This is a genomic window from Flavobacterium selenitireducens (genome assembly GCF_014748335.1).
Classification (GTDB): Bacteria; Bacteroidota; Bacteroidia; order Flavobacteriales; family Flavobacteriaceae; genus Flavobacterium; species Flavobacterium selenitireducens.
On record NZ_JAAVIY010000009.1, the window covers coordinates 1 to 21,514 of the forward strand.

General features: G+C 47.8%; 21 protein-coding genes and 1 tRNA gene. 10 read left to right on the plus strand and 12 right to left on the minus strand.

What is annotated here, in order from left to right; genetic code table 11:
• A partial coding sequence (locus HC229_RS12870) for a hypothetical protein (protein WP_191020908.1) occupies positions 1–390 on the plus strand: 390 nt, incomplete at its 5' end.
• Between the two features lie 31 nt (positions 391–421).
• Here the strand turns inward: HC229_RS12870 and HC229_RS12875 are convergent.
• From HC229_RS12875 to idi, 5 genes are all read right to left on the minus strand, one after another.
• A tRNA-Thr gene (locus HC229_RS12875) sits at positions 422–495 on the minus strand.
• 70 nt (positions 496–565) lie between these two features.
• Complete coding sequence (locus HC229_RS12880) at positions 566–832, minus strand: hypothetical protein (RefSeq protein WP_191020909.1); 267 nt, start codon at positions 830–832, stop codon at positions 566–568.
• Between the two features lie 48 nt (positions 833–880).
• Positions 881–1,843: a type I phosphomannose isomerase catalytic subunit gene (locus HC229_RS12885; RefSeq protein WP_191020910.1), complete on the minus strand. Its 963-nt coding sequence runs from the start codon at positions 1,841–1,843 to the stop codon at positions 881–883.
• A gap of 192 nt (positions 1,844–2,035) precedes the next feature.
• The gene (locus tag HC229_RS12890; protein WP_191020911.1) at positions 2,036–2,446 is read right to left on the minus strand and encodes a 6-pyruvoyl trahydropterin synthase family protein; all 411 of its coding nucleotides are present in this window, start codon (positions 2,444–2,446) and stop codon (positions 2,036–2,038) included.
• Between the two features lie 161 nt (positions 2,447–2,607).
• On the minus strand, positions 2,608–3,135 hold the full coding sequence (gene idi, locus HC229_RS12895; RefSeq protein ID WP_191020912.1) for an isopentenyl-diphosphate Delta-isomerase: 528 nt from the start codon (positions 3,133–3,135) through the stop codon (positions 2,608–2,610).
• 427 nt (positions 3,136–3,562) lie between these two features.
• Between idi and HC229_RS12900 the strand changes: the two genes are divergently transcribed.
• Complete coding sequence (locus HC229_RS12900; protein WP_191020913.1) at positions 3,563–4,549, plus strand: hypothetical protein; 987 nt, start codon at positions 3,563–3,565, stop codon at positions 4,547–4,549.
• Positions 4,550–4,575: 26 nt separating this feature from the next.
• Here HC229_RS12900 and HC229_RS12905 read toward each other — a convergent pair whose 3' ends face one another.
• A complete protein-coding gene (locus HC229_RS12905; protein WP_191020914.1) occupies positions 4,576–6,141 on the minus strand; it encodes an NAD(P)/FAD-dependent oxidoreductase in 1,566 nt (521 codons plus the stop codon).
• A gap of 159 nt (positions 6,142–6,300) precedes the next feature.
• Here HC229_RS12905 and HC229_RS12910 point away from each other — a divergent pair, with 159 nt between their 5' ends.
• Positions 6,301–6,537 (plus strand): hypothetical protein, encoded by a 237-nt coding sequence (locus tag HC229_RS12910; protein ID WP_191020915.1) that lies wholly within the window; start codon positions 6,301–6,303, stop codon positions 6,535–6,537.
• Here the strand turns inward: HC229_RS12910 and HC229_RS12915 are convergent.
• Together HC229_RS12915 and recQ are read right to left on the minus strand one after the other, a co-directional pair.
• Positions 6,534–8,024, minus strand: coding sequence for a TlpA family protein disulfide reductase (locus HC229_RS12915; protein WP_191020916.1), 1,491 nt, complete (start codon positions 8,022–8,024; stop codon positions 6,534–6,536). The genes HC229_RS12910 and HC229_RS12915 overlap by 4 nt on opposite strands.
• A 226-nt stretch (positions 8,025–8,250) precedes the next feature.
• Positions 8,251–10,446 (minus strand): DNA helicase RecQ, encoded by a 2,196-nt coding sequence (gene recQ, locus HC229_RS12920; protein WP_191020917.1) that lies wholly within the window; start codon positions 10,444–10,446, stop codon positions 8,251–8,253.
• A 90-nt stretch (positions 10,447–10,536) separates the two neighbouring features.
• On the opposite strand from recQ, the gene HC229_RS12925 reads away from it, so the two are divergent.
• The 4 genes from HC229_RS12925 to lptB all read left to right on the plus strand — a co-directional run bounded on the left by HC229_RS12925 (position 10,537) and on the right by lptB (position 13,780).
• Positions 10,537–11,502, plus strand: a complete 966-nt coding sequence (locus HC229_RS12925) for a KpsF/GutQ family sugar-phosphate isomerase (RefSeq protein WP_191020918.1) — start codon at positions 10,537–10,539, stop codon at positions 11,500–11,502.
• A complete protein-coding gene (gene tatC / locus HC229_RS12930) occupies positions 11,502–12,341 on the plus strand; it encodes a twin-arginine translocase subunit TatC (RefSeq protein ID WP_223845609.1) in 840 nt (279 codons plus the stop codon). The genes HC229_RS12925 and tatC overlap by 1 nt, the downstream gene beginning before the upstream one ends.
• A complete protein-coding gene (locus tag HC229_RS12935) occupies positions 12,334–12,678 on the plus strand; it encodes a carboxymuconolactone decarboxylase family protein (protein ID WP_191020919.1) in 345 nt (114 codons plus the stop codon). The genes tatC and HC229_RS12935 overlap by 8 nt, the downstream gene beginning before the upstream one ends.
• Positions 12,679–13,006: 328 nt before the next feature.
• Entirely contained in the window at positions 13,007–13,780 is a 774-nt protein-coding gene (gene lptB / locus HC229_RS12940) for an LPS export ABC transporter ATP-binding protein (protein WP_191020920.1), read from the plus strand.
• A 397-nt stretch (positions 13,781–14,177) separates the two neighbouring features.
• Here the strand turns inward: lptB and HC229_RS12945 are convergent, their stop codons facing one another.
• From HC229_RS12945 to HC229_RS12955, 3 genes are read right to left on the minus strand one after another with little or no spacing between them, the layout of a single operon-like run.
• Positions 14,178–15,128, minus strand: coding sequence for a tetratricopeptide repeat protein (locus HC229_RS12945; protein WP_191020921.1), 951 nt, complete (start codon positions 15,126–15,128; stop codon positions 14,178–14,180).
• A 2-nt stretch (positions 15,129–15,130) separates the two neighbouring features.
• A complete protein-coding gene (locus tag HC229_RS12950) occupies positions 15,131–15,979 on the minus strand; it encodes a glycoside hydrolase family 25 protein (protein WP_191020922.1) in 849 nt (282 codons plus the stop codon).
• Positions 15,979–16,689, minus strand: a complete 711-nt coding sequence (locus tag HC229_RS12955) for a CDP-alcohol phosphatidyltransferase family protein (protein ID WP_191020923.1) — start codon at positions 16,687–16,689, stop codon at positions 15,979–15,981. The genes HC229_RS12950 and HC229_RS12955 overlap by 1 nt, the downstream gene beginning before the upstream one ends.
• Before the next feature lie 151 nt (positions 16,690–16,840).
• On the opposite strand from HC229_RS12955, the gene HC229_RS12960 reads away from it, so the two are divergent.
• The 3 genes from HC229_RS12960 (at position 16,841) to HC229_RS12970 (ending at position 20,114) form a co-directional block, all read left to right on the plus strand.
• The gene (locus HC229_RS12960) at positions 16,841–17,908 is read left to right on the plus strand and encodes a putative type IX sorting system protein PorV2 (RefSeq protein WP_191021048.1); all 1,068 of its coding nucleotides are present in this window, start codon (positions 16,841–16,843) and stop codon (positions 17,906–17,908) included.
• A gap of 695 nt (positions 17,909–18,603) precedes the next feature.
• Positions 18,604–19,728 (plus strand): Lnb N-terminal periplasmic domain-containing protein, encoded by a 1,125-nt coding sequence (locus HC229_RS12965; RefSeq protein WP_191020924.1) that lies wholly within the window; start codon positions 18,604–18,606, stop codon positions 19,726–19,728.
• Entirely contained in the window at positions 19,725–20,114 is a 390-nt protein-coding gene (locus HC229_RS12970; protein ID WP_191020925.1) for a hypothetical protein, read from the plus strand. The genes HC229_RS12965 and HC229_RS12970 overlap by 4 nt, the downstream gene beginning before the upstream one ends.
• Here HC229_RS12970 and HC229_RS12975 read toward each other — a convergent pair whose 3' ends face one another.
• Positions 20,115–21,506, minus strand: coding sequence for an exopolysaccharide biosynthesis polyprenyl glycosylphosphotransferase (locus tag HC229_RS12975; RefSeq protein ID WP_191020926.1), 1,392 nt, complete (start codon positions 21,504–21,506; stop codon positions 20,115–20,117). It abuts the gene before it with no gap.
• Between the last annotated feature and the right edge of the window lie 8 nt (positions 21,507–21,514).

Here is a 21,514-nt window from a genome sequence, read left to right on the forward strand (position 1 = left end):
GGCGCAGCGAAGCGGAGCCGCAAAACGTCCAGCAATAAAATTCGTGAAAATCCGCAAATCCGCGGCAAAACAATTGCGGCGCAGCGAAGCGGAGCCGCCAAACGTCTAGCAGTAAAATCCGTGAAAATCCGCAATCGCGGCAAAACAATCGCGGCGCAGCGAAGCGGAGCCGCAAAACGTTCAGCAAAAATCCGTGAAAATTCGCGAATTCGCGGCAAAACAATTCGGCGAAGCGGAGCCGCCAACCAAACGTCTAGCAGTAAATTCGTGAAAATCCGCAAATCCGCGGCAAAACAATGCGGCGCAGCGAAGCGGAGCCGCAAAACACACAGCATAAAATCCGTGAAAATTAGCAGCGAAAGCCGATCCACTTACACTGACCCAAAATAAAAAACCACTCCGTTTGGAGTGGTTTAACCTGAGCCGATAGAGGGACTCGAACCCACGACCTGCTGATTACAAATCAGCTGCTCTAGCCAGCTGAGCTACACCGGCGTCTCAGTATTGCGCTGCAAATATAGAAGCGAAATTCAAATTTGCAAAAAAATATCGCCAGTTTTTTAGCTTAAAGCGCGTTTATTTTTTCAACCAATTGGTTTGCAGTCGCTTCAAGATCCTTCTGAATTTGGGCAAAATGAGCCTTTTTATCCTCAACTCCTTTAGCGTTCACTTTTTTAATCAGCGTGTCGAAAGCGACAATCGCTTCGTCGATAAGTGCATTGGTTTGCGGAGTCGGTTGACCATCTGTTGTCATCTCGTGGATGTAAACTGCCTCGATGATATCGCCCAATACGAAATTGATGTCTTTCTTGAGGTTTCTAACGTTTGCCATTTCTCTTTATTATTTTGAATTGCGATTGCAAAAGTACACAAACTTTATTTAAGGCACGTACACTTCGAGTACCGATCCAAAACCGTCGAGTCGGAAATCACGCAATGCTGCCGGAATCAATATAGTATCGCCCATGCGGTATTCATACTTGTAGCCGTCGTGTTCAATGCTGAAATGCCCGTCGACACACATATAAACGCGAAAACGATCGCCACCGGAATGCATTTCGGACTCGCCTCTAACCGGAATAAAACTGGTATGGAAATACGGACAATTTACAATCGTATTGGCTTGGTTTTCCCGGTCGGAATAGGATTTTTGTGTATCGGTGGTTTCGTAATTGATCGCGTCAACGGCGAGATCGACGTGCAGGTCGCGCTTTTTCCCGTTGGCATCTACCCTGTCGAAGTCGTACAGACGATATGTGATATCAGATGTTTGCTGGATTTCGGCAATCAAAACGCCTGCCCCGATCGCGTGGACGGTTCCCGTTTCGAGAAAAAACACATCCCCGGCTTTTGTCTTGACGGTATCCAGGATATCGAGAAGCGAGCCTTGCTCGAGGTTAAACAGATATTCTTCACGACGCGAGCGATTCTTGAACCCGACGATGATGCGCGAATCAAAATCGGCTTGCATGACGTACCACATTTCGGTTTTGCCGAAAGAATTGTGGCGCTTCTTAGCCAACTCGTCGTTTGGATGCACCTGTATCGACAAGTCTTCGCGTGCGTCGAGGAATTTGAACAGCAACGGGAATTCGTTTCCGAAGCGCTCGTGTATTGGCGCACCGAGAATTTCATTCGGGAATTGCTCTAACAGTTCGTTCAGCGATTTTCCTTGGTACTCGCCATTGGAGACGACGCTGACATCGCCTTTTACGCCCGAGAGCTCCCAGCTTTCGCCGGTAATGTCCGAAGTTATGTCTTTGTTGAGTACGGTTTTAAGTTTGGTTCCGCCCCAGATGCGTTCTTTGAGGATCGGATGGAATTGTATGGGATAGAGGTGCATTTATTGTTGATTTGTTGATTCGATTTGTTGTTTAAAGTTCAAGGTTTAAAGTTTAAGGTTAACGACATAATGTCATTGCGACAACAACTTTAAACGTTAAACTTTAAACATTTAATTTCTAGCCCGCGGTTTTACAAAAAGCTAGTAGCGGCAGCCGGATCAAGCTCCCAGAAACAGAAACTAAATTAGGAATTATTCCCCTCGGTAAGTTACAAAATTTCGAGGTGTTTCGTACAACGTGATCTCAAGATCAAGCGCAGGGTCGAGCCGCTTCCGGAGTTTGCGCCAAATCACGTACGCTATGTGTTCGGCCGTAGGAATGAGTTCGGCGAATTCGGGAACATCGAGATTGAGGTTTTTGTGGTCGAATGAAACTTCCACTTCGTCGTAAATAAGGTCCGCGAGCGTTTTGATGTCGATCACATAACCCGTTTCCGGATTGACCGCACCGGTGACGCTTGCTACCAACTCGTAATTGTGTCCGTGAAAGTTGGCGTTGTTGCACTTCCCGAACACCGAATCGTTTTTCTCGAACGACCAGTCAGGGCGATACAGCCGATGGGCGGCGTTGAAGTGGGCTTTGCGGGAGACGGTGATTTTCACGGTAGTTGGTGGTTGATAGTTGATGGTTGATGGTTGATAGTTGTTAGTTGTCAGTTAATGGTTGAAAGTTGATAGTTGTTAGTTGATAGTTGTTAGTTGATAGTTGTTAGTTGATAATTGAGAGTTGTTAGTTGAGAGTTGTCAGTTGATGGTGATCAGCTTTATACTTTGTGAACTTCGATGTAGTGATAAAATTCGTCGAAGATAATGCGTGTCCAAATCGTATAAAGTTCCGGATGACGCTCCATGTCCGACTTGACGTCGTCGATCGCCATCCATTTCCAGCTTTCGACTTCTTCAGGATTTACCTGAGGTTCTCCATCGTAAAATCCGATCATGACGTGGTCGAGTTCGTGTTCGGTAAGCCCATTGTCAAAAGGCGCTTTGTAAATGAAATGGAAGAGCTCGCGCAACTCGGTCTCAAAGCCCATTTCCTCTCTCAAACGCCTCGTCCCTGCCTCGAGATTGGTTTCGCCTTGGCGCTGGTGGCTGCAACAGGTGTTGGTCCACAACAAGGGCGAATGGTATTTTTGGGAGGCGCGCTGCTGCAACATCAATTCGTTTTTCCCGTTGAGGATAAAAACCGAAAATGCGCGGTGCAACACGGCTTTTTCGTGGGCTTCGAGCTTGGGCATCAAGCCGATCTGCTCGTCTCGTTCGTTGACTAGGATAACTTTTTCTTCGTTCATGGCTCAAAGTTCCAAAAGTAATGAATCTGTTTGAAGCGTCTAAATGTTATTTTCCAAAACATTTGGAGAAAAACCGGGCTGGGTTACGCGATTGTTGCCATATCGTTTATCGGATTCAAGGTTCTCGCACAACGCAAAATCGGCCAAAGCAACCGGGCGTTTCGATAGCCGACGAGCCAATCTTGCCGGACTCGCGATTCGTAAAAGCACGTAAACCTGGCGATTACCTATATTCCGCTGTCAATCTCCGCAACATCGTCGGTAGGAAAAATCCTGTTTACCATCGACTTTGCGTTAAAAATATAGATGCGTGCTGCTACGGTAATACTTTTTCGTTTAAATTTACGTTTGCCAAAAATCTGCTAAATCATTGGAATTTAATTTCCTACCTTCAAAATTACAGCTGCTAACCTACGCCCTTGATTTTATGACGAAGTACTTTTTAAGTTTTCTATTGCTGTTCGGACTATTTTGCTATCCGCAGTTGGCCAACGAATCCAACCTCGTTGCGGACAATGGCGCAAATACCTCTTCGCGCACGACAAAAGCCGGGTCGGGCAGCGCATTAGACGCCAAACACCTTTCGGAGGCTTTGCTCCTCGAACGGTTTTCCGGTGCGTCAGCCGAGCATAAAATCGCCATTGCCGAAGAGCTTGTCGAACGCAAATCTGCCAAAGTCACGGAATTATTTGGGAAACTGCTTACAGATGACAGTGTCGTGGAGCGCAAAATGGGCTCGATTTCCTATCCGACGAATCCGGCGAGCGAACTATATGCCGCCGTGGCCCATCAAAAGGAAAAGGCCGAGCGCAAGAAATACTACGAAAGGACCACGACGAAAGGATTGCAGAAAGAACTCAAGGGTATGTTCGGGCGCGATTACGACACTAAATGGACGATTGCCGAAACAGACGCCTGCCTTTCGAAATTGACGGCGATGGCATTGGCGGACAACAACGTGTCCCCGCGAACGCTCAGCTCGATCTTCTACACGAACGGCTTTAAGAGCAAAAATTACGCGAGGGTAAAACACTTTGCAACGAGATATCCCACCGCTGAAATATTGGCGACATTGGCCAATTTCAAGAATCCATCGGACATTTCATATCTGACCAAGCACGCCCAGGCGTCGTACCTTGCCTATGCCCACTATCCGCATGCCGCGTTTTTCCCGACATTACAGATGAACGTCGACAATGATTACGAAAACAAGGATTTCCAGAACGCGATTACGGCCTACAAAAATTCGGATTCCAGGGTGTTGCTCGAGAAAATATGCGCGAACATCTGCAAAAACAACGTGGTCAAAATGAACCGTGACGACAAATTGTTCCAGCTGTATTCGATAGTGGAAAAGAGCAATTGCCGATTGTACGATCCTGTCCTCAAGAAAATCGACAAACTTATGATGTAACGAAAGTCCTGCGAAAGCGGGATTTTTTATTTGCCGAGAATAGCTTCGGCGGCGCGAATGGCGCACTTTTCACCATCGATTGCGGCAGAAATGATACCGCCTGCATAACCTGCGCCTTCTCCACAAGGATAAAGTCCTTTGATTTGCACATGTTCGAGCGTTTCCGGATGTCGCGGGATACGCACTGGCGACGAGGTTCGGGATTCAGGTGCGTGTAAAATTGCATCATTCGTGAAATAACCTTTCATCGATTTCCCGAATTCCACGAAACCTTCTCGTAGGATTTGAGTGAGGAAGCCGGGGAAAACCTGGCCCATTTCCACCGATTCCGTTCCCGGAACATACGATGTTTTTGGAATGTCTGAGGATTTTTTGGATTGGGAAAAGTCGACCATGCGTTGGGCCGGAACTTTTTGGGTTTGGCCGGCCAACTCAAACGCGCGTCGTTCGATACTTTTTTGGAATTCCATTCCCGCCAGCGGCCCGAATTTAGCGAACGGCTTGAAATCTTCGTGCTTGAGCTCGACTACGATTCCTGAATTGGCCGTAATTTGATCGCGCTTGGACGGCGACCATCCGTTCGTCACCACTTCGCCCGGACTCGTCGCACAAGGCGCTATTACACCGCCGGGACACATGCAGAACGAATACATTCCGCGGCCGCTGACCTGTTTCACTATTGAATAAGGAGCGGGCGGCAGGAATTCACCGCGATAATCACAACTGTACTGGATCTGGTCGATGAGCTGTTGCGGATGCTCGGCACGAACGCCTAGAGCGAAAGGTTTGGCTTCGATTTCGATTCCCTTCCTATACAACAATTCGAATATGTCGCGGGCCGAATGTCCTGTCGCCAAAATCAATTTACTGGCTTCGATTGTGTCTCCGTTTTGCGTCACGATCCCTTGGATTTCGTTTGCCTTCACGATAATGTCGTCGACGCGGGTATCAAACAAAACTTTTCCACCGAACTCGATGATCTTTTCGCGAATGTCCTCAATGATTTTAGGAAGTTTGTTGGTTCCGATATGCGGATGCGCTTCGACGAGAATGTCCGGAGTCGCGCCGAAAGCTACGAGCAGTTTTAAGATTCGGTCGACGTCGCCCCTTTTTTTGGAACGGGTGTACAATTTCCCGTCGGAATACGTACCGGCTCCGCCTTCGCCGAAACAGTAGTTGGAATCTGGATTGACGATATGGTCGCGGTTGATCGACTTAAGGTCGCGTCTGCGTCCGCGTACGTCTTTACCTCGTTCGATCACGATCGGCTTCAAACCCAATTCAATGAGTTGCAAGGCTGCGAACAGTCCGGCGGGACCGGCGCCAACCACAATCACTTCCTGGGCATTCGCGACATTTTTGTAATCCGGAATTTCGATCTTTTGCTCCGAAACCGATTCGCCCGCAAAGAAAATCTCGAGTTTAAGATTGATCTTGATACTGCGTTGACGCGCGTCGATCGAACGTTTAAGAATGTTGACGTGCTGGATTTCCTGAGGCGAAGTGCGCAACAACTGTGCGACGTGCTCCTTCAAGAACACATTCTGGGTCGCCTGTTCTGGCGAAACTTGGATGAGAAGCTCTTTTGGCATGGGACAAAAATAGTGAAAGTGGATGGAAGAAGTGCTAAAGTGCTGAAGTGCTAAAGTGAGTGATGACGTGCAGAAACAAAAAATGTTGCCTCTCACCCGTGTTTAACTTATTACCTTTGTCACGCCAACACTTTCGCAATTTAACGTTCCAGCAATCCCATGAGAAAAATAAAAATGATCTGGGATTTCCGAGGGCCCGCCGCCGCCAAAACCGCCGAGCACCACGAAATCCATCTTAAAGAATACATCGCAATCGAAAAATTACCGCTGGAAATAACCGGTTTTGAATCGCTTAACGAAATGCACGCCATTGCGTTCGTCGTCGTGACCGATGCCGAAATGATCCAGGTTCGCGATGCTTTAAAGCCGCATCGGGGAGAAGTTTACGAGGGCTAATTTTCCCATTTTGATGCCGGAGCCATTGCTTTGACTTTCGCGATCTGGCCCTTGATTTGGCTGAAATTTTCAGGAAATACATGTGGTATCGGCTCCGCCGAAAGCCTTCCCGATTTATCCAAAAGTGAGTGCCAAGGATAATGGCTGACCCTAAATTCCTGGTAAAATGCAAATTGATTTTCGGTTAACAGATGATGCTTGCCTTTGAGGTCGAACTTCTTTGTTGCTAATTGCCATTCGGTCTGGCTCATATTTGTGCCCAGAAATATAAAGACAACATCGGAATTAAAGTGGCCGATAAATTTATTGTAGTGACCAAACTCCTCGACACATGGCTTACATCCTTTCGACCAAAAATCATGGAAGACAACCTTGCCTTGCGTATCGGCATAGAGCGCCAAAAGTCCGTCTTTTTCAGTTTTGGGAATGTCGTATTTGGCAAGCAATTGGAGAATTGGCTCTGTGGATAACCGCTTTGCATCTTTCAAAAGAGCGACAAGGTCCGGAGAAACCAGTTCTTCAAGTTCGTCTTTGTACGCTTTGATCGTCTTTGGCTTTCCCTGAAACGCATAAGCAATCATGATTTCGCGATCCCGGTTTTCCGACAAATTTTTCAATACCTCGAGCAACAGTGGAAAATAAACGTATTCCAGTCGAGCATCTTTATTATCCCTCCTCCGTTCTTTGTAGGTATGGGAAACGTTAACCGCGATTTCCAAGCTTGACGTTAGGGCATTCAGATAGCCAAGACGCGAAAAATACACGGTCGACGCATCAGATTCGAAATCTTCAATAAAATCGAAATATTCATCATCTGGACCTTTTAGCTTGATTCCGTCAAGATGCTGATAGGTCGCGATGTCTGATCCCGCTGCGTTTTTTATTTTGCAGGTTCCCCAATTCCTAAACTGCTCATCGTTGATTTTTTGGTTCCGAAGCAGATTTGAAAACGAACGCAATTGGATCTCCATTTCTTTGAGGCGGCCCTGTTTAAAATCGTTGTCTGAGGTGTGATTTTGCCCAAAAAACGCCTGTTGCTCACGAGATAAATCTTCGAAATATTGCACGTGGCGAAGCAACAGTTCGTTGGTTTTGTTGTTGTCTCCCTGAACTCGGACGGTTTGCAGGTGGCGGTTTAACAGCTCATCAATGTTGATCTCGGCGACAAGGTTTTCTCCTGGAGACAAGATCATGTTGAAATCCATACTAACGTACCGGAACTGGATCTCGCGCTTGCGGTCGCTCAAAAAATTAAAATTGATATGGCCGCTGTCCGAAATCTTCAGTTGGGTCACTATGGGAAGAATTCTATTTTCGATCTTAAGGTCGATGAAGCTTTTGTGGAGCGACTTGTCATATCCGACAAGACGCAACGAAATCTGAGTTGGCAGTGGTTTGGCGGTTTGGGCTTCTGCTAACAGCGGTTTGGATTTGGAGCAGCCCGCGAGCAGGAACCAAAAAGTCGAAGCGAACAATAGTTTTCTCATATCGCAAAACGGTTTACGAAAGGTTAGCCCGGATGCGAGCGGCCAGCCTTTCAAAAAAAACAGCCCGATTTTTCGCATTTGCGCAAGCGACCGGCGGAAGCTTGAGGCAAAAGCTGAAAAATGGGTTGTTTTTGAGAAAGCTAATAGCGGTCAGCCGGAAATTGCTATAAAATTCCAAAATCCAATAAAAAACGCTGCGGGAACGGTTGAAATTTGCACATTCCGGTCAGTTGGCGACTTCCGAAATAAATTTGATGCGCATCAGTCGCAACTCCTCTATGTCATAATCGCCCTCGAATTCCTTGAGCGCGTCTTCGATCTTATCGGTTTCGGAAGCCATGAAATAATCCTGGATCTCCTCCTGCTGGTCGTCATCGAGCAAATCGTCTATCCAATATTTGATGTTGAGCTTGGTGCCCGAGTAAACGATCATCTCCATTTCCTTGAGCAATGCGTCCATCGTCATGCCTTTGGCCTTTGCAATATCGTCGAGTGAAAGCTTGCGGTCGACGCTCTGGATGATGAACAGCTTATTGGCCGAGTTGGCTCCCGTGGATTTCACGACCAGGTCGTCAGGGCGCGTGATGTCGTTGTCTTTTACATAACGGTCGATGAGTTCGGCGAATTCCTTTCCGTACTTTTTTGCTTTGCCTTCGCCAATCCCGTGTACGCTGGAAAGTTCTTCTATCGAAATCGGATATTTGAGCGCCATGTCTTCAAGGGACGGATCCTGGAAAACCACAAATGGCGGTACGCCGAGTTTTTTGGACACCTTTTTGCGCAGGTCGCGCAGCATTGCCATCAGTGCTTCGTCGGCGACGCCCGTAGACTTGGAAGCGGTCACGACAGTTTCGTCGTCTCCATCGTCGTATTGATGGTCTTCGGTCATTAGGAACGAAGTCGGGTTCTTGATAAAATCGAGTCCCTTTTCGGTAATTTTGAGAATGCCGTAGGTTTCGATGTCTTTCGAAAGGAAATCGGCCACTAACACTTGCCGGATAAGTGCCATCCAATGCCGTTCTTCCTGATTGGCACCCGCCCCAAAAAAAGGTTGCATGTCGGTGCGGTGCGCTTTGATGACGGCGTTTACTTTTCCGATAAGCGTATAGACGATTTCCTTGGCCTTGTACAGATGTTTGGTATCGCGAACGACTTCGAGCAGCAATTTGACGTCGTCTTTGGCTTCCTTCTTTTTCCTAGGGTTGCGCATGTTGTCGTCCATGTCGCCACCTTCGCCGGTTTCAGGATCGAATTCCTCACCGAAATAATGCAACAGGAATTTGCGCCTCGACATGGAAGTTTCGGCATAGGAAACGACTTCCTGCAACAGCGCGAAGCCGATTTCCTGTTCGGCTACGGGTTTTCCCGACATGAATTTCTCGAGCTTTTCGACATCTTTGTAAGCATAGTAAGCCAGACAATGCCCCTCGCCTCCATCGCGTCCGGCGCGACCGGTTTCTTGGTAATAACTCTCGAGCGATTTCGGGATATCGTGGTGAATGACGAAACGCACGTCCGGCTTGTCGATCCCCATCCCGAAGGCAATCGTGGCCACGACCACATCGACGTCTTCCATGAGGAACATGTCCTGGTGTTTCGCGCGCGTTTTGGCATCGAGACCCGCGTGATACGGGACGGCCTTGATACCGTTGACTTGCAAGACCTGGGCAATCGCTTCGACTTTTTTGCGGCTCAGGCAATAAATGATCCCTGATTTACCTTTGTGGCTGCGGATGAAACGGATGATGTCCGCCTCGACGTTTTTGGTTTTCGGACGAACTTCGTAATACAAATTCGGACGGTTGAACGAGGCTTTGTACGCATCGGCATCAGGAATGTCGAGATTCTTGAGAATATCTTCCTGTACCTTTGGCGTGGCCGTGGCGGTCAGTCCGATGATCGGGATGTCGCCGAAGTTCTTGATGATGGTTCTCAGATTGCGGTATTCCGGACGAAAGTCGTGTCCCCATTCCGAAATGCAATGGGCTTCGTCAATGGCGACGAATGACATTTTTTGCGTTTTGAGAAAATCTGCATATTCTTCCTTAATAAGCGATTCCGGCGCGACGTAGAGCAATTTTGTCTTCCCGTCCACAATGTCTTTCTTGACCGTGGCCACTTCAGATTTGGTCAGCGAAGAATTCAGGACGTGTGCGACGCCAGGCTCGGCGGAAATCCCGCGAATGGCATCGACCTGATTTTTCATAAGCGCAATAAGCGGAGACACCACGATCGCGGTTCCATCTTCTATCAGCGCAGGCAATTGATAACAAAGCGACTTTCCTCCGCCCGTGGGCATGATCACGAAAACGTCGTGTTTTGCTAAAATGCTTTTGATGACTTGCTCCTGCAAGCCCTTGAACTGGCTGAAACCAAAATACTTCCGTAACTGCTGGTGTATATCAATTTCGGGTAGATTCATTCTGAGGAATAAGGGTAATTTACGTACATTTGCTTTCCCTAAAGATAACACTTATTTTCAGGCTTACAAACTTTATAGCAACACAATCTTTTGATAAACTCCGAAAAAATACTGGCTTCCGCAAGGCGAACCATTATCACTGAAAGCCAATCGATTGCCCAGTTATCCGATCTGATTACCGATGATTTCGCCAACGCGGCGGAATTGATTTACAACGCCTCCGGCAGACTCGTCGTGACCGGGATCGGGAAGAGCGCGATCATCGCACAAAAGATCGTCGCCACAATGAATTCCACCGGGACGCCGGCTATGTTTTTGCATGCGTCCGAAGCCATCCACGGCGACCTGGGAATGGTGCAACCGGGAGATGTCGTGATTTGCATCTCGAAAAGCGGCAATAGTCCTGAAATAAAAGTGTTGGTCCCGATCGTGAAGCGCTTCGGCAATACATTGATCGCAATGACGGGAAACGTTACGTCTTTCCTGGCCAAAGAAGCCGGTTTCATACTCGATACGACGGTGAATGCCGAAGCCGATCCGAATAATCTCGCGCCCACGAATTCTACTACGGCACAACTTGTAATGGGAGACGCGCTCGCGGTCTGCCTGATCGAGATGCGCAATTTTGGGGCAGAGGATTTTGCCAAATACCATCCCGGAGGCGCACTTGGCAAAAAATTGCTGCTGCGCGTCGGCGATATGCTCGACCAGACGCATCGTCCATCAGTAGCCCCGACCTCACCGATCAAAAATGTAATTGTCGAGATCTCGCAAAAGCGGCTTGGTGTCACGGCGGTCGAAGAGGACGGAAAAATCATCGGGATCATTACCGATGGCGATATCCGACGCATGCTCGAAACACGCGATTCGTTCAGCGACCTATCCGCAAAGGACATCATGACGCAAAACCCGAAAATGGTTTCTTCCGTAAGTATGGTCGTGGACGCGCTCAACATCATGGAAGACTTTTCGATCACTCAACTTATCGTAGCCGATGAAGGCATTTACAAAGGCGTCATCCACCTGCATGACATTTTAAAAGAAGGCGTCGTATAATGGCTAAAAAGCAGAAAAAACCCATGAATGAGATGTCGTTCATGGATCATCTCGAGGAATTGCGCTGGGTTTTGGTGCGAAGTACGATTGCGACATTGATCGCGGCCGTGGGCATTTTCTTTTTCAGCGATTTTATTTTCGACCAGGTCATTTTCGCCCCTACGCAACCCGATTTCTGGACATACCGCTTTTTTTGCGACCTCGCCCAGCAATTAGGCGTTTCGGACATTTGCGTGACCGAAATGGACTTCGTGATTCAAAATACCGACATGGAAGGCCAGGTCACGATGCTCATCTGGACGTGCGTCGCCGGTGGTTTCATCGCGGCTTTCCCTTATATATTATGGGAATTGTGGAAGTTCATCAGCCCGGCCCTGTACGAAAAAGAACGCAAAGGCGCCAAGGTTTTCATCAGCGTTTCGTCTTTGCTGTTTTTCATGGGCGTACTTTTCGGGTATTTTATGATCGTGCCGATGTCGGTCAACTTTTTCGCAACGTTCAAGGTCAGCGAGCTGGTCAAGAATGAGTTCAACATCGATTCGTACATGAGCATGGTCAAGACTTCGGTAATTGCATGCGGCTTGTTTTTCGAGTTGCCGATCATCATCTTTTTCCTCGCCCGATTAGGATTGGTCACGGCGGAATTGCTTCGGAAATATAGAAAATACGCCATCGTAGGCGTACTGATCGTCGCCGCCGTCGTCACACCTCCCGATGTGGTCAGCCAAATAATCGTGTCGATTCCGATGCTGATCATTTACGAAGCGAGTATCTTTATCGCGGCCGCCGTAGTCAAAAAGAAAAAGATTGCAGAACAAAACGAAAAACTCAATGGCTGATCTTGTATCTGAATTCAACGATTACCGTTCTAAAATGAACGAAAAACTGCTTGCCGACAACAACAAAGTCATCAAGCGCATTTTCAATCTCGACACCAACGCTTACGCGGAAGGCGCTCTCGACGTAAAAACGAAGGAATTGCTCGGATTGGTCGCTTCTGCCGTTCTGCGTTGCGACGATTGCGTAAAATACCACCTCGAAACCAGCCACAAAGAAGGCGTGACCAAAGAAGAAATGATGGAGGCGATGAGCATTGCGACCCTGGTTGGCGGAACGATCGTGATCCCGCATCTAAGACGGGCTTATGAGTTTTGGGAAGCGTTGGACAACAATTAGCGAATTTGATGATTAGCGAATTAGCGAATGAAATATTGAATTTGAGAATTTGGAAATTTGAAAATTTGGAAATTTGAAAATTTGAAAATGCCTGCGGCGCCGAATGTAAAGATGAGCGTTTTCTAAGATATTTTGGATTGGCAACTGCATTATCCAACCGATTGGAGACAAACAAATATTTGTTAATCCGAATTTGGAACTACTGTTAAATTATAACTTTGGACTGCCATAATGACTATTCCGTAGTCGGCAACCAATCCATAACCGAATTGGAGTTTTGCGACTTTCATCCGCTAATTCGCCAATTCGCTAATTCGCTAATTGAATTATGAAGCTAAGAGCTGAAAACCTCATCAAAACCTACAAGAAAAGAACCGTCGTGAAAGGCATTTCGGTAGAGGTCAACCAAGGAGAAATCGTGGGTTTGCTCGGGCCGAACGGTGCCGGGAAAACGACGTCTTTTTATATGATCGTCGGATTGGTCAAGCCCAACAGCGGGACGATTTACCTAGACAAGACCGACATCACGGATTTTCCGATGTACAAACGCGCCCAGAACGGCATTGGTTATCTCGCCCAGGAAGCATCGGTTTTCCGCAAGCTCAGCATCGAGGATAACATCATGAGCGTTTTGCAGCTCACCGATCTTACAAAAGACCAGCAGGAAGAAAAAATGGAGTCGTTGCTCGACGAGTTTTCGCTTCAGCACATCCGAACCAACCGAGGTGATTTGTTGTCCGGTGGGGAAAGAAGGCGTACCGAAATCGCGCGCGCCTTGGCCACGGATCCGAAATTCATCCTTTTGGACGAACCCTTTGCCGGTGTTGACCCGGTTGCGGTCGAAGACATCCAGCGCATCGTCGCACAACTCAAGAATAAAAACATCGGCATTTTGATTACGGACCACAACGTCCAGGAAACTTTGGCGATCACTGAAAAAAGTTACCTGATGTTTGAAGGCGGCATCCTGAAAGCGGGCACGCCGGAAGAATTGGTCCAGGATGAGATGGTGAGACGTGTTTATCTCGGCCAGAATTTCGAGTTGCGCAAGAAGAAACTTGATTTCGCTCCGAAGTCCCAGGATGCGGATGCTTCGCACTGATTTTTTCTAAGCCATTGGACTCGCTGCGCTCGCCTCTGTTTGTTTTTCCCCGGACATACGGGATTTTCGCCCGGGACGTCCAGCGGCTCGCTTCGCTCGCCCCTGCCCTGCTGCGTAGCTGACTACAGGTAAAATTGGTCCGGACGAACGCTGGGCCTTTTTACCTGGAACGGATCTCCGAATGGAAAAACACCGGCGCGTCAAACGAAAAAAGTGAGATTTAACAAAAAGGGCAGAAAATCTGTAATAAAAATTTTCACGGGACCGTATCTTTACACCAGACATAACAGATTTTTAAAAATCTGTTATGTCTAAGCATCCCTTCTTAAATTTGCACTGTCAACAATTTCCCAAATTTGCACTGTCAACAACTTCCCTAACGTCGACAACAACTCCGCTACGACGCCATCCAGTTTCGTTTCTCCATCACACCTTTTAGATAAAATTCGTCCTCACGCATGGCTTCAGGCGTCGTCTGTTGCTGGTATTGCTTCACCACGTTGTAAGCGTTCACAACCGCGTCCTTGAACGTCGGAAATTCCTTTGCCGTTTCAATCAAAGCGTGAAGGCCTTTCATCGCCTGTTTGTTCTGGATCAGATAAAACGCGTGCTGCGACCGGAAATACGGGCAGTGATAAAACTCAGGCGCGACCTTTTCCCATTCGCTTTCGGGAGCTTCAGAACTTTTGAGCAGTCCAACGGCGTAAACCGATGAATGCACGATGTCGTTGCGGAAACAAACCAAGTCGTATAATCCGTAGTCGCGCGTACCGGGATGGGCGAGCCTGCTGTCCGAAACTACTTTTTGGTAAATCGAATGGGCGCGTTGGCGATCGCCATCCAAGTGCAGCAAATCCGCCAGGGCCAGTTGGGCACGAGCCGATCCCGGGTCGAGACGCACCGCTTTTTCGGCATATCGCAACCCTTCGTCATAACGCGAAAGCACAAACATGAGGCGAGCCATCGACGTCAGGAACGCCGCATCCTCAAAATCCTCGGATTGGCCTACCTGGTCAACAAACTTGAGGGCTTTTTCCGAGAAGCGGTCAACCAGGAAGCGTTCCACCGCCTGCCACTTCTCGATGACAAGCAAGTAATGCTGGTCGAGAGCGGAAAACAACGCCGCCTGTGCATCCCAATGCCGGCTCAGCTTCCGCCATTCCTCGAACACGGACGGAAACGCCTGCTGCGGCAACTCCGTTTCCCCGAAATTGTTGTCGAGATCGGCGTGGAAATCCGGTTCGGTAACACTGAAATATCGGGCGAAACCGCGGTTAAAAAAAGTCGTGAATGCCTTGTCTTCAGCGACGTTCGGCTTATTCGGAAATAGAGAATCAAAAAATCCCATGCTTAAATGCGCAAATTCTGTAGCCGACTTTTAGGGCCATTGTAAATATTGAGGTCGACAGGCGTCGGGATACCGTCGATTTCGGCGCTTTCGGTAAACTGCCAGAACATCCAGTCCTGATCGATGCTCTCGACAAAAAAGTTGTAATTGGCGATCCAAAACACGTAACCCTTGAACTCCTCTCTCAGGAAATCGTCATAATACCGTTCGCCTGAATAAATTATCGGAGCCACTTTATAGTGTTTTTCAATGGCGTTGCACCACCGATGCAGCCCGACGATCAAACTGTCCATCGGTTGGTTTTCAGGAATTTTTTCGATGTCGAGAACCGGCGGAAGGTCTCCGGCCCTAAGCCTTACGTTCAAAATAAAATGGGCCGCTTGTTCAAGCGAGTTCTCGTTCGGACGATAATAGTGATAAGCGCCCCTTATAAGACCGCGTTTTCCGGCGCCTTCCCAATTTTCCTTGAAACAGGCGTCAATCTTGTTCTTTCCTGCCGTCGAGCGGATGAATACGTAGTCGAGCGGGTAAAGATTTTCTACCGAGTCGATCTTCGTCCAGTCGATTTCGCCTTGGTATTCCGATACGTCGAAACCGATTGACATGCCGTGATGGCGCGTCAGGACCTCGACCGTGCGGACGTCGGCCAGACGTTTCTGCTCGGCGGTCATTTTTGCGTTCTTGTCAGACTTGAAACTGAAGTAATAGGCGATGCCGTTGCGATAATGCCATCCGACGCCAATAACGACAAACAGCGAAATGACGATACAGACGGCCCAAACGATCCGCTTTTCGGCAGACGATTTCCTCGACCTTGGACGAGGCCGCGATGAACCTTTGCGCGTCCCCATTATTTTTTATGGAATCTGTTGTTTACGACCGAAATGAGCACATAGCCCAAAATGATCAAAGGAACGCCGGCAAACCTGAAAACTGCCAGCAATACTACTGAAAGCGCGAGAAACGCGATCTGCAACTTGTTTTTCTGAAACGAGAATTGCTTCATCTTAAGCGCGAACAACGGTATTTCAGCGTTCAGGATATAGGCGCTTAAAGCGGAAACCGAAAGCAAAAACCAAGGATTAATGAGCAATTCGAGCAACACAAGCGAATCGGTGTTGGCCAAAACGAGCGGTAAACTCGTAATGAAAAGCGCATTGGCAGGCGTCGGCAACCCGATGAACGAATCGGTTTGGCGGGTATCGACGTTGAAATTGGCCAGTCGATAACACGAACCAAGCGTGATGACGAACCCGAGGTAAGGCAGCCAAACAGGCAAATCGTGGTTGTTTACGGTATCGAGCAACATCTTGTACATCACAAGTCCGGGCGTCACGCCACTTGTGACCATATCGGCAAGCGAATCGAGCTGTAATCCAAGCGGTGAGGATGCGTTTAGGATGCGTGCGAAAAATCCGTCGAAAAAATCGAAAAATATGCCGAGCGCGACAAATCCGAATGCGTACACATAATTGTCGTTGAACGCAAAAACGATGGCGATGCAGCCGGAAAACAGATTGAGAAGCGTAATGAAGTTTGGCAATTGTCGCAACAGGCGCATCAGGGCAAATATTATTGTCGGTTTCCCGCAAATGTAGTACAATAACTTTAGCCTCAGGGCGTTTTTAAGAGAGTTTTTAACGCATGCGGCAATTGCTGATTTTGTGTGCCGAAGCTTGTAAAAAAGACTATTTTTGAAAAAAAATTCCGCTTTGAAGAAAATCCTGTCGCTCGTCTTCGTTTTGGCCTGTACGCTCGTATCGGCCCAGGCGGTGCGCAAATATTCCAACGAATTCCTCAATATTGGCGTCGATGCTGCCGCTTTGGGTATGGCCAACGCCGTCACCGCGAGCTCGAACGATGTGAATGCCGTATATTGGAATCCGGCCGGCATCCTCAATCTCCAGGATGGGCAGGTGGGCGCCATGCACGCGAGCTATTTCGCCAATATTGCCCAATATGACTATCTGGCCTACGCAAAACCGATTGACGATCGCAGCGCTTGGGGAATTTCGGCTATTCGCTTTGGTGTGGACGACATCATGAACACGACCCAACTCATTGACGAACAGGGAAATATCGACTACAACCGTATCAGTTTGTTTTCTACAGCCGACTATGCTTTCATGTTTTCTTACGCGCGCCATTTGCAGATCGAAGGTTTGTCGATCGGCGCCAATGCGAAAGTTGTGAGGCGTGTCATCGGAAAATTCGCCAATTCGTGGGGATTCGGGTTCGATCTTGGAATCCAGTTCGAACGCAACGGCTGGAAATTCGGTGCCATGGCGCGCGATATCACGACAACCTATAATATTTGGGCGATAGACGAGGACGAATTCGAGAAAATTGCCGATGCCGTCGAAGGACAAAACCAGGAATTGCCCGAAAGCACGGAAATCACGCTTCCGAAATTGCAGCTCGGCGTTTCCAAAAAACACGAATTCCACAACGAAATGACGCTTTTGGGCGCCATCAACCTCAACTGCCGCTTTGAACAGACAAACGACATCATTTCGACTTCTGCCGTGAGCATTGATCCTGCCGTGGGTTTTGAACTCGGATATATCGATCTGGCGTTCATTCGCGCCGGCGTCGGAAACTTCCAGAATCTCGTGGAGATCGACGGTTCCGAGCGACTCGGGTTCCAACCGAACGTGGGCGTCGGATTCAAATACAAAGGCATCCAGGTCGACTATGCGTTGACCGATTTAGGCGACCAGAGCGCGGCTTTGTATTCCAATATTTTTTCATTGAAAGTGGATTTGGGGATTTTCAGGTAACTATCAAATTAGCGAATGTGACAATTAGCGAATTAGCGAATGTGACAATTAGCGAATTAGCGAATGTGACAATTAGCGAATAGCGAATGTGACAATTAGCGAATAGCGAATGTGACGATTAGCGAATGGTTGCGCGCGAAAGCCCCGCCTTCTCCTCAAAAAGATTTGATGATCATTGACGTTGCTGAACCGATATTTCTAAAATAAATCCATATTTTTCCGACTCTCGGCAATTTTGTTTGGGAAATATTTTCTGTGTCCAATTCCCGGATTAAAAAATTGCCACAAAAGGTGTCGAAAAATGTATTGAAATAAATTGACTCAATAGGAATGGGTTTTTCTGACAGTCCAACTGACGAATTCGCTAATTATTTCATCCGTTCTGCTACGTCTCGGGTCGCTAATTCGCTAATTTCCACATTCGCTAATTTCTACATTCGCTAATTCGCTAATTCGGATCGCTAATTCCCCAATTGGCTAGTTCCCCAATTGGCTAGTTCCCCAATTCGCTAATTCGCTAATTTCCACATTCGCTAATTATCCAATTCACTAATTATCTAATCATCTAATTACCTCATCCGTTCGGCTACGCCTCGGGTCGCTCATTCGCTAATTCGCTAATTTCTACATTCGCTAATTCGCTAATTCGGATCGCTAATTCCCCAATTCTCGTAACTTGCAGCAAATTCTTCCAGATGCGCTCGTTTTTTGCCTTTTTTCTCCTGCTGTTCACCGGTTTACTTTCGGCTCAGTTCACGACACTTTCCAACCATGCTGAAATCAGCATCCTGACCTGCGGCAACGGCAACGAGTTATATTCGCTTTTCGGACACACGGCCCTTCGCGTCGATGATCCGGCAAACGGAATCGACAAGGTCTATAACTATGGAAGTTTCGATTTTGCAACGCCGAATTTTGCACTCAAGTTTGCAAAAGGCGATTTGCAGTATTTCGTTTCCACCAGTTCCTTCGAAGATTTTCTTTATAATTACGACCAGGAAAAAAGGTCGGTTTTCGAACAGCGCCTCAATCTGACGGCGGCCCAGAAACAAAAGGTTTTCGACCACCTGAACAAAGTTCTCGTCTCCCAGGAGCGCTTCTACCAGTACAAATTCATCGATCGCAATTGCACGACGAAAGTCGCCGATATCCTCAATGATGTGGTTGGCGCCAATACTATTCGCAAGATCGGGAATAAAGACATGACGTATCGAGAGGTGATTTATCCCGAATTCGACGGCTACTTCTATGAGCAATGGGGAACCAGTGTAATTTTCGGGACGCGTGTGGACGACGACGCCACTCAGCTTTTCCTTCCGATAGAACTTTACCAAAGCATATCGGAAGCGCGAAATGGCGATCAAAAGCTACTCGAATCGAACAAATCCTGGCTGGTTTTTGAGGAAGCACCTCCTGCAAAATCGGTTTGGAACAACGTTTACACTTACATCGCTATCCTGATGCTGATCGTTTTCGCGAACAATGATAAGCTGACGTTGGTTTATTTTACCGTGATCGGACTGTTGGGCATTTTCTTTTGCGTGGCCGGATGGTATTCGTTCCACACCGAACTCCAATGGAATTACAACGCGCTTTTGCTGAATCCCTTACTGCTGCTTGTCCCAATCAATTACGGAAGGAGAAAAGCCCGAACGCTTTACATCATTTGCCTGCTTTGCTTGGGATGTCTCGGCGCATACCTGATTTACATGCTGAATAAAATCCATTTGCTGATTGTGGCTCCGATGATTGTCGCTCACGCTGTCCTGCTACTGAAATTCATGCTGCGTTCGCGTCGCAAAACACTCTTTGCCTCATGACGGAAACTCAAGATCAAATTGACGACGCATTCGTTGCCGAAATAAATAAAAATTCCACGCTTGAAAAACGAAAAAAAAGCGATCGGAAATTATTGCGCAAATTGCTGGCTCTTGCCGCCGTCGCTGCATTTTTTCTTTTTCTATACAACTGGCTCAACGGAAAATCCTTGCCTCACGCAATCGCGACGGGAACCACAGGAGCGATTGTCTTCGGATTTTTGGTAAGCGTGCTCCTGGCAAGCCTGATCGCGTTGATTCCAGGTTCGCATTTCAGCTATAAGCGACGGTTCATACGTTGTGCGATAATTGTCGGATTCGCAGCGGAGAGCGTAAGCCTTTTTATCTCGCTCATGGGAATTCTGGCCCTATATTTCGGGATCAACTAACTACTGCCCTCGGTAAAATAACACCGTACTCAACGTTTTGATCGTGATGTTGATGTCGAGAAAAACGCTCCTGTGCTTGATGTAATACAGGTCGTATTGCAATTTCATCAGGCTGTCGTCAATCGAATCTCCGTAAGAATAATTCACCTGAGCCCAACCGGTCAAACCAGGCTTTATGACGTGACGCGTTTCGTAGAACGGCATGACTTCGGCTATTTCCCTTACAAAAACCGGGCGTTCCGGCCGCGGCCCTATCACGCCCATATCCCCTTTTAAGATGTTGAGGAACTGAGGAAATTCGTCCACTCTGGTTTTGCGCATGAACTTCCCGAACGGCGTGATGCGCGAGTCGTTCGTTGTGGTAAACACCGCCCCGTTTGCCTCGGCATTTTTGATCATCGTGCGGAATTTAAGGATGTTGAACACTTCCCCGTTCTTGCCGACCCTTTCCTGGGTGTAAAACAACTTCCCGCGATTGCCCAGCGCATTTCCGATGAGGATAAGCGGCAACAGTATGATTCCGACGAGAATCCCCGAAAGCGAAAACAAAATCTCGAGGATGCGCACCGCAAACAAATAAAGGTGATTCTGATTGCTTCGGCTAAACGGGAAATACCGGTAAAAATCGCGGGCGACATATTGCACGGGTATGCGTTGTGTAATCGCCTCGTAGACCTGTGTGTATTCGCGGATGATAAAACCGCTTTCGAGCAGATGAAGCAATTCGTTGTAGAGTGCGATCGTAATGCCGTCGGTTTTTTGGGAAGCGATGACCACTTCCGACACCATATTGGATTGGACAAACCGGGAAATATCGACAGGATCGATGTTCTGTATAAACCCAAAATCCGGGTTGTGGGGCGAATTACTGTCCGTGTTGACATATCCCAGGACTTTGTAATGAGGATCCGAACCTTCAAGGCCGGTAATCAGCTCTTTGACCTGGTCGCGGTCGCAAAGCAGCACCACTTTTTTGATGAAGCGCTGGGAAGCCAGAAATCGCACGTAAAAGAATCGCCACAAAAACAAAGCGACCAGAACGGCGAGATAGAAATACAAAATCTGGATACGATTGGGCAATATAGGCGTGTAAATCGGCGTAAGCAGATACAGCAAAACCGTAACCGAAGCGGTAAGCACAATGCTTTTGGTCATTTGGAACTCATTGCTGGCAACCTGAAGATTGTACATTTCGAAAACCGTCCCGATAGTCGAAATGTAAACGCCGAGCACGATCGTCCAGATGAAATTATCGGCCGAAATGTCAAAGTAGTTGAAATTGAAGAGGCGCCCCATCAAATACAGCACGAGCAAAACGGAAAGGACGTCAAAAATCCTGAGCAGGATCTTCCTTTCAGACACCTCAAAGTGCATCTTTTTACCTTGTACCATCGTCTTGT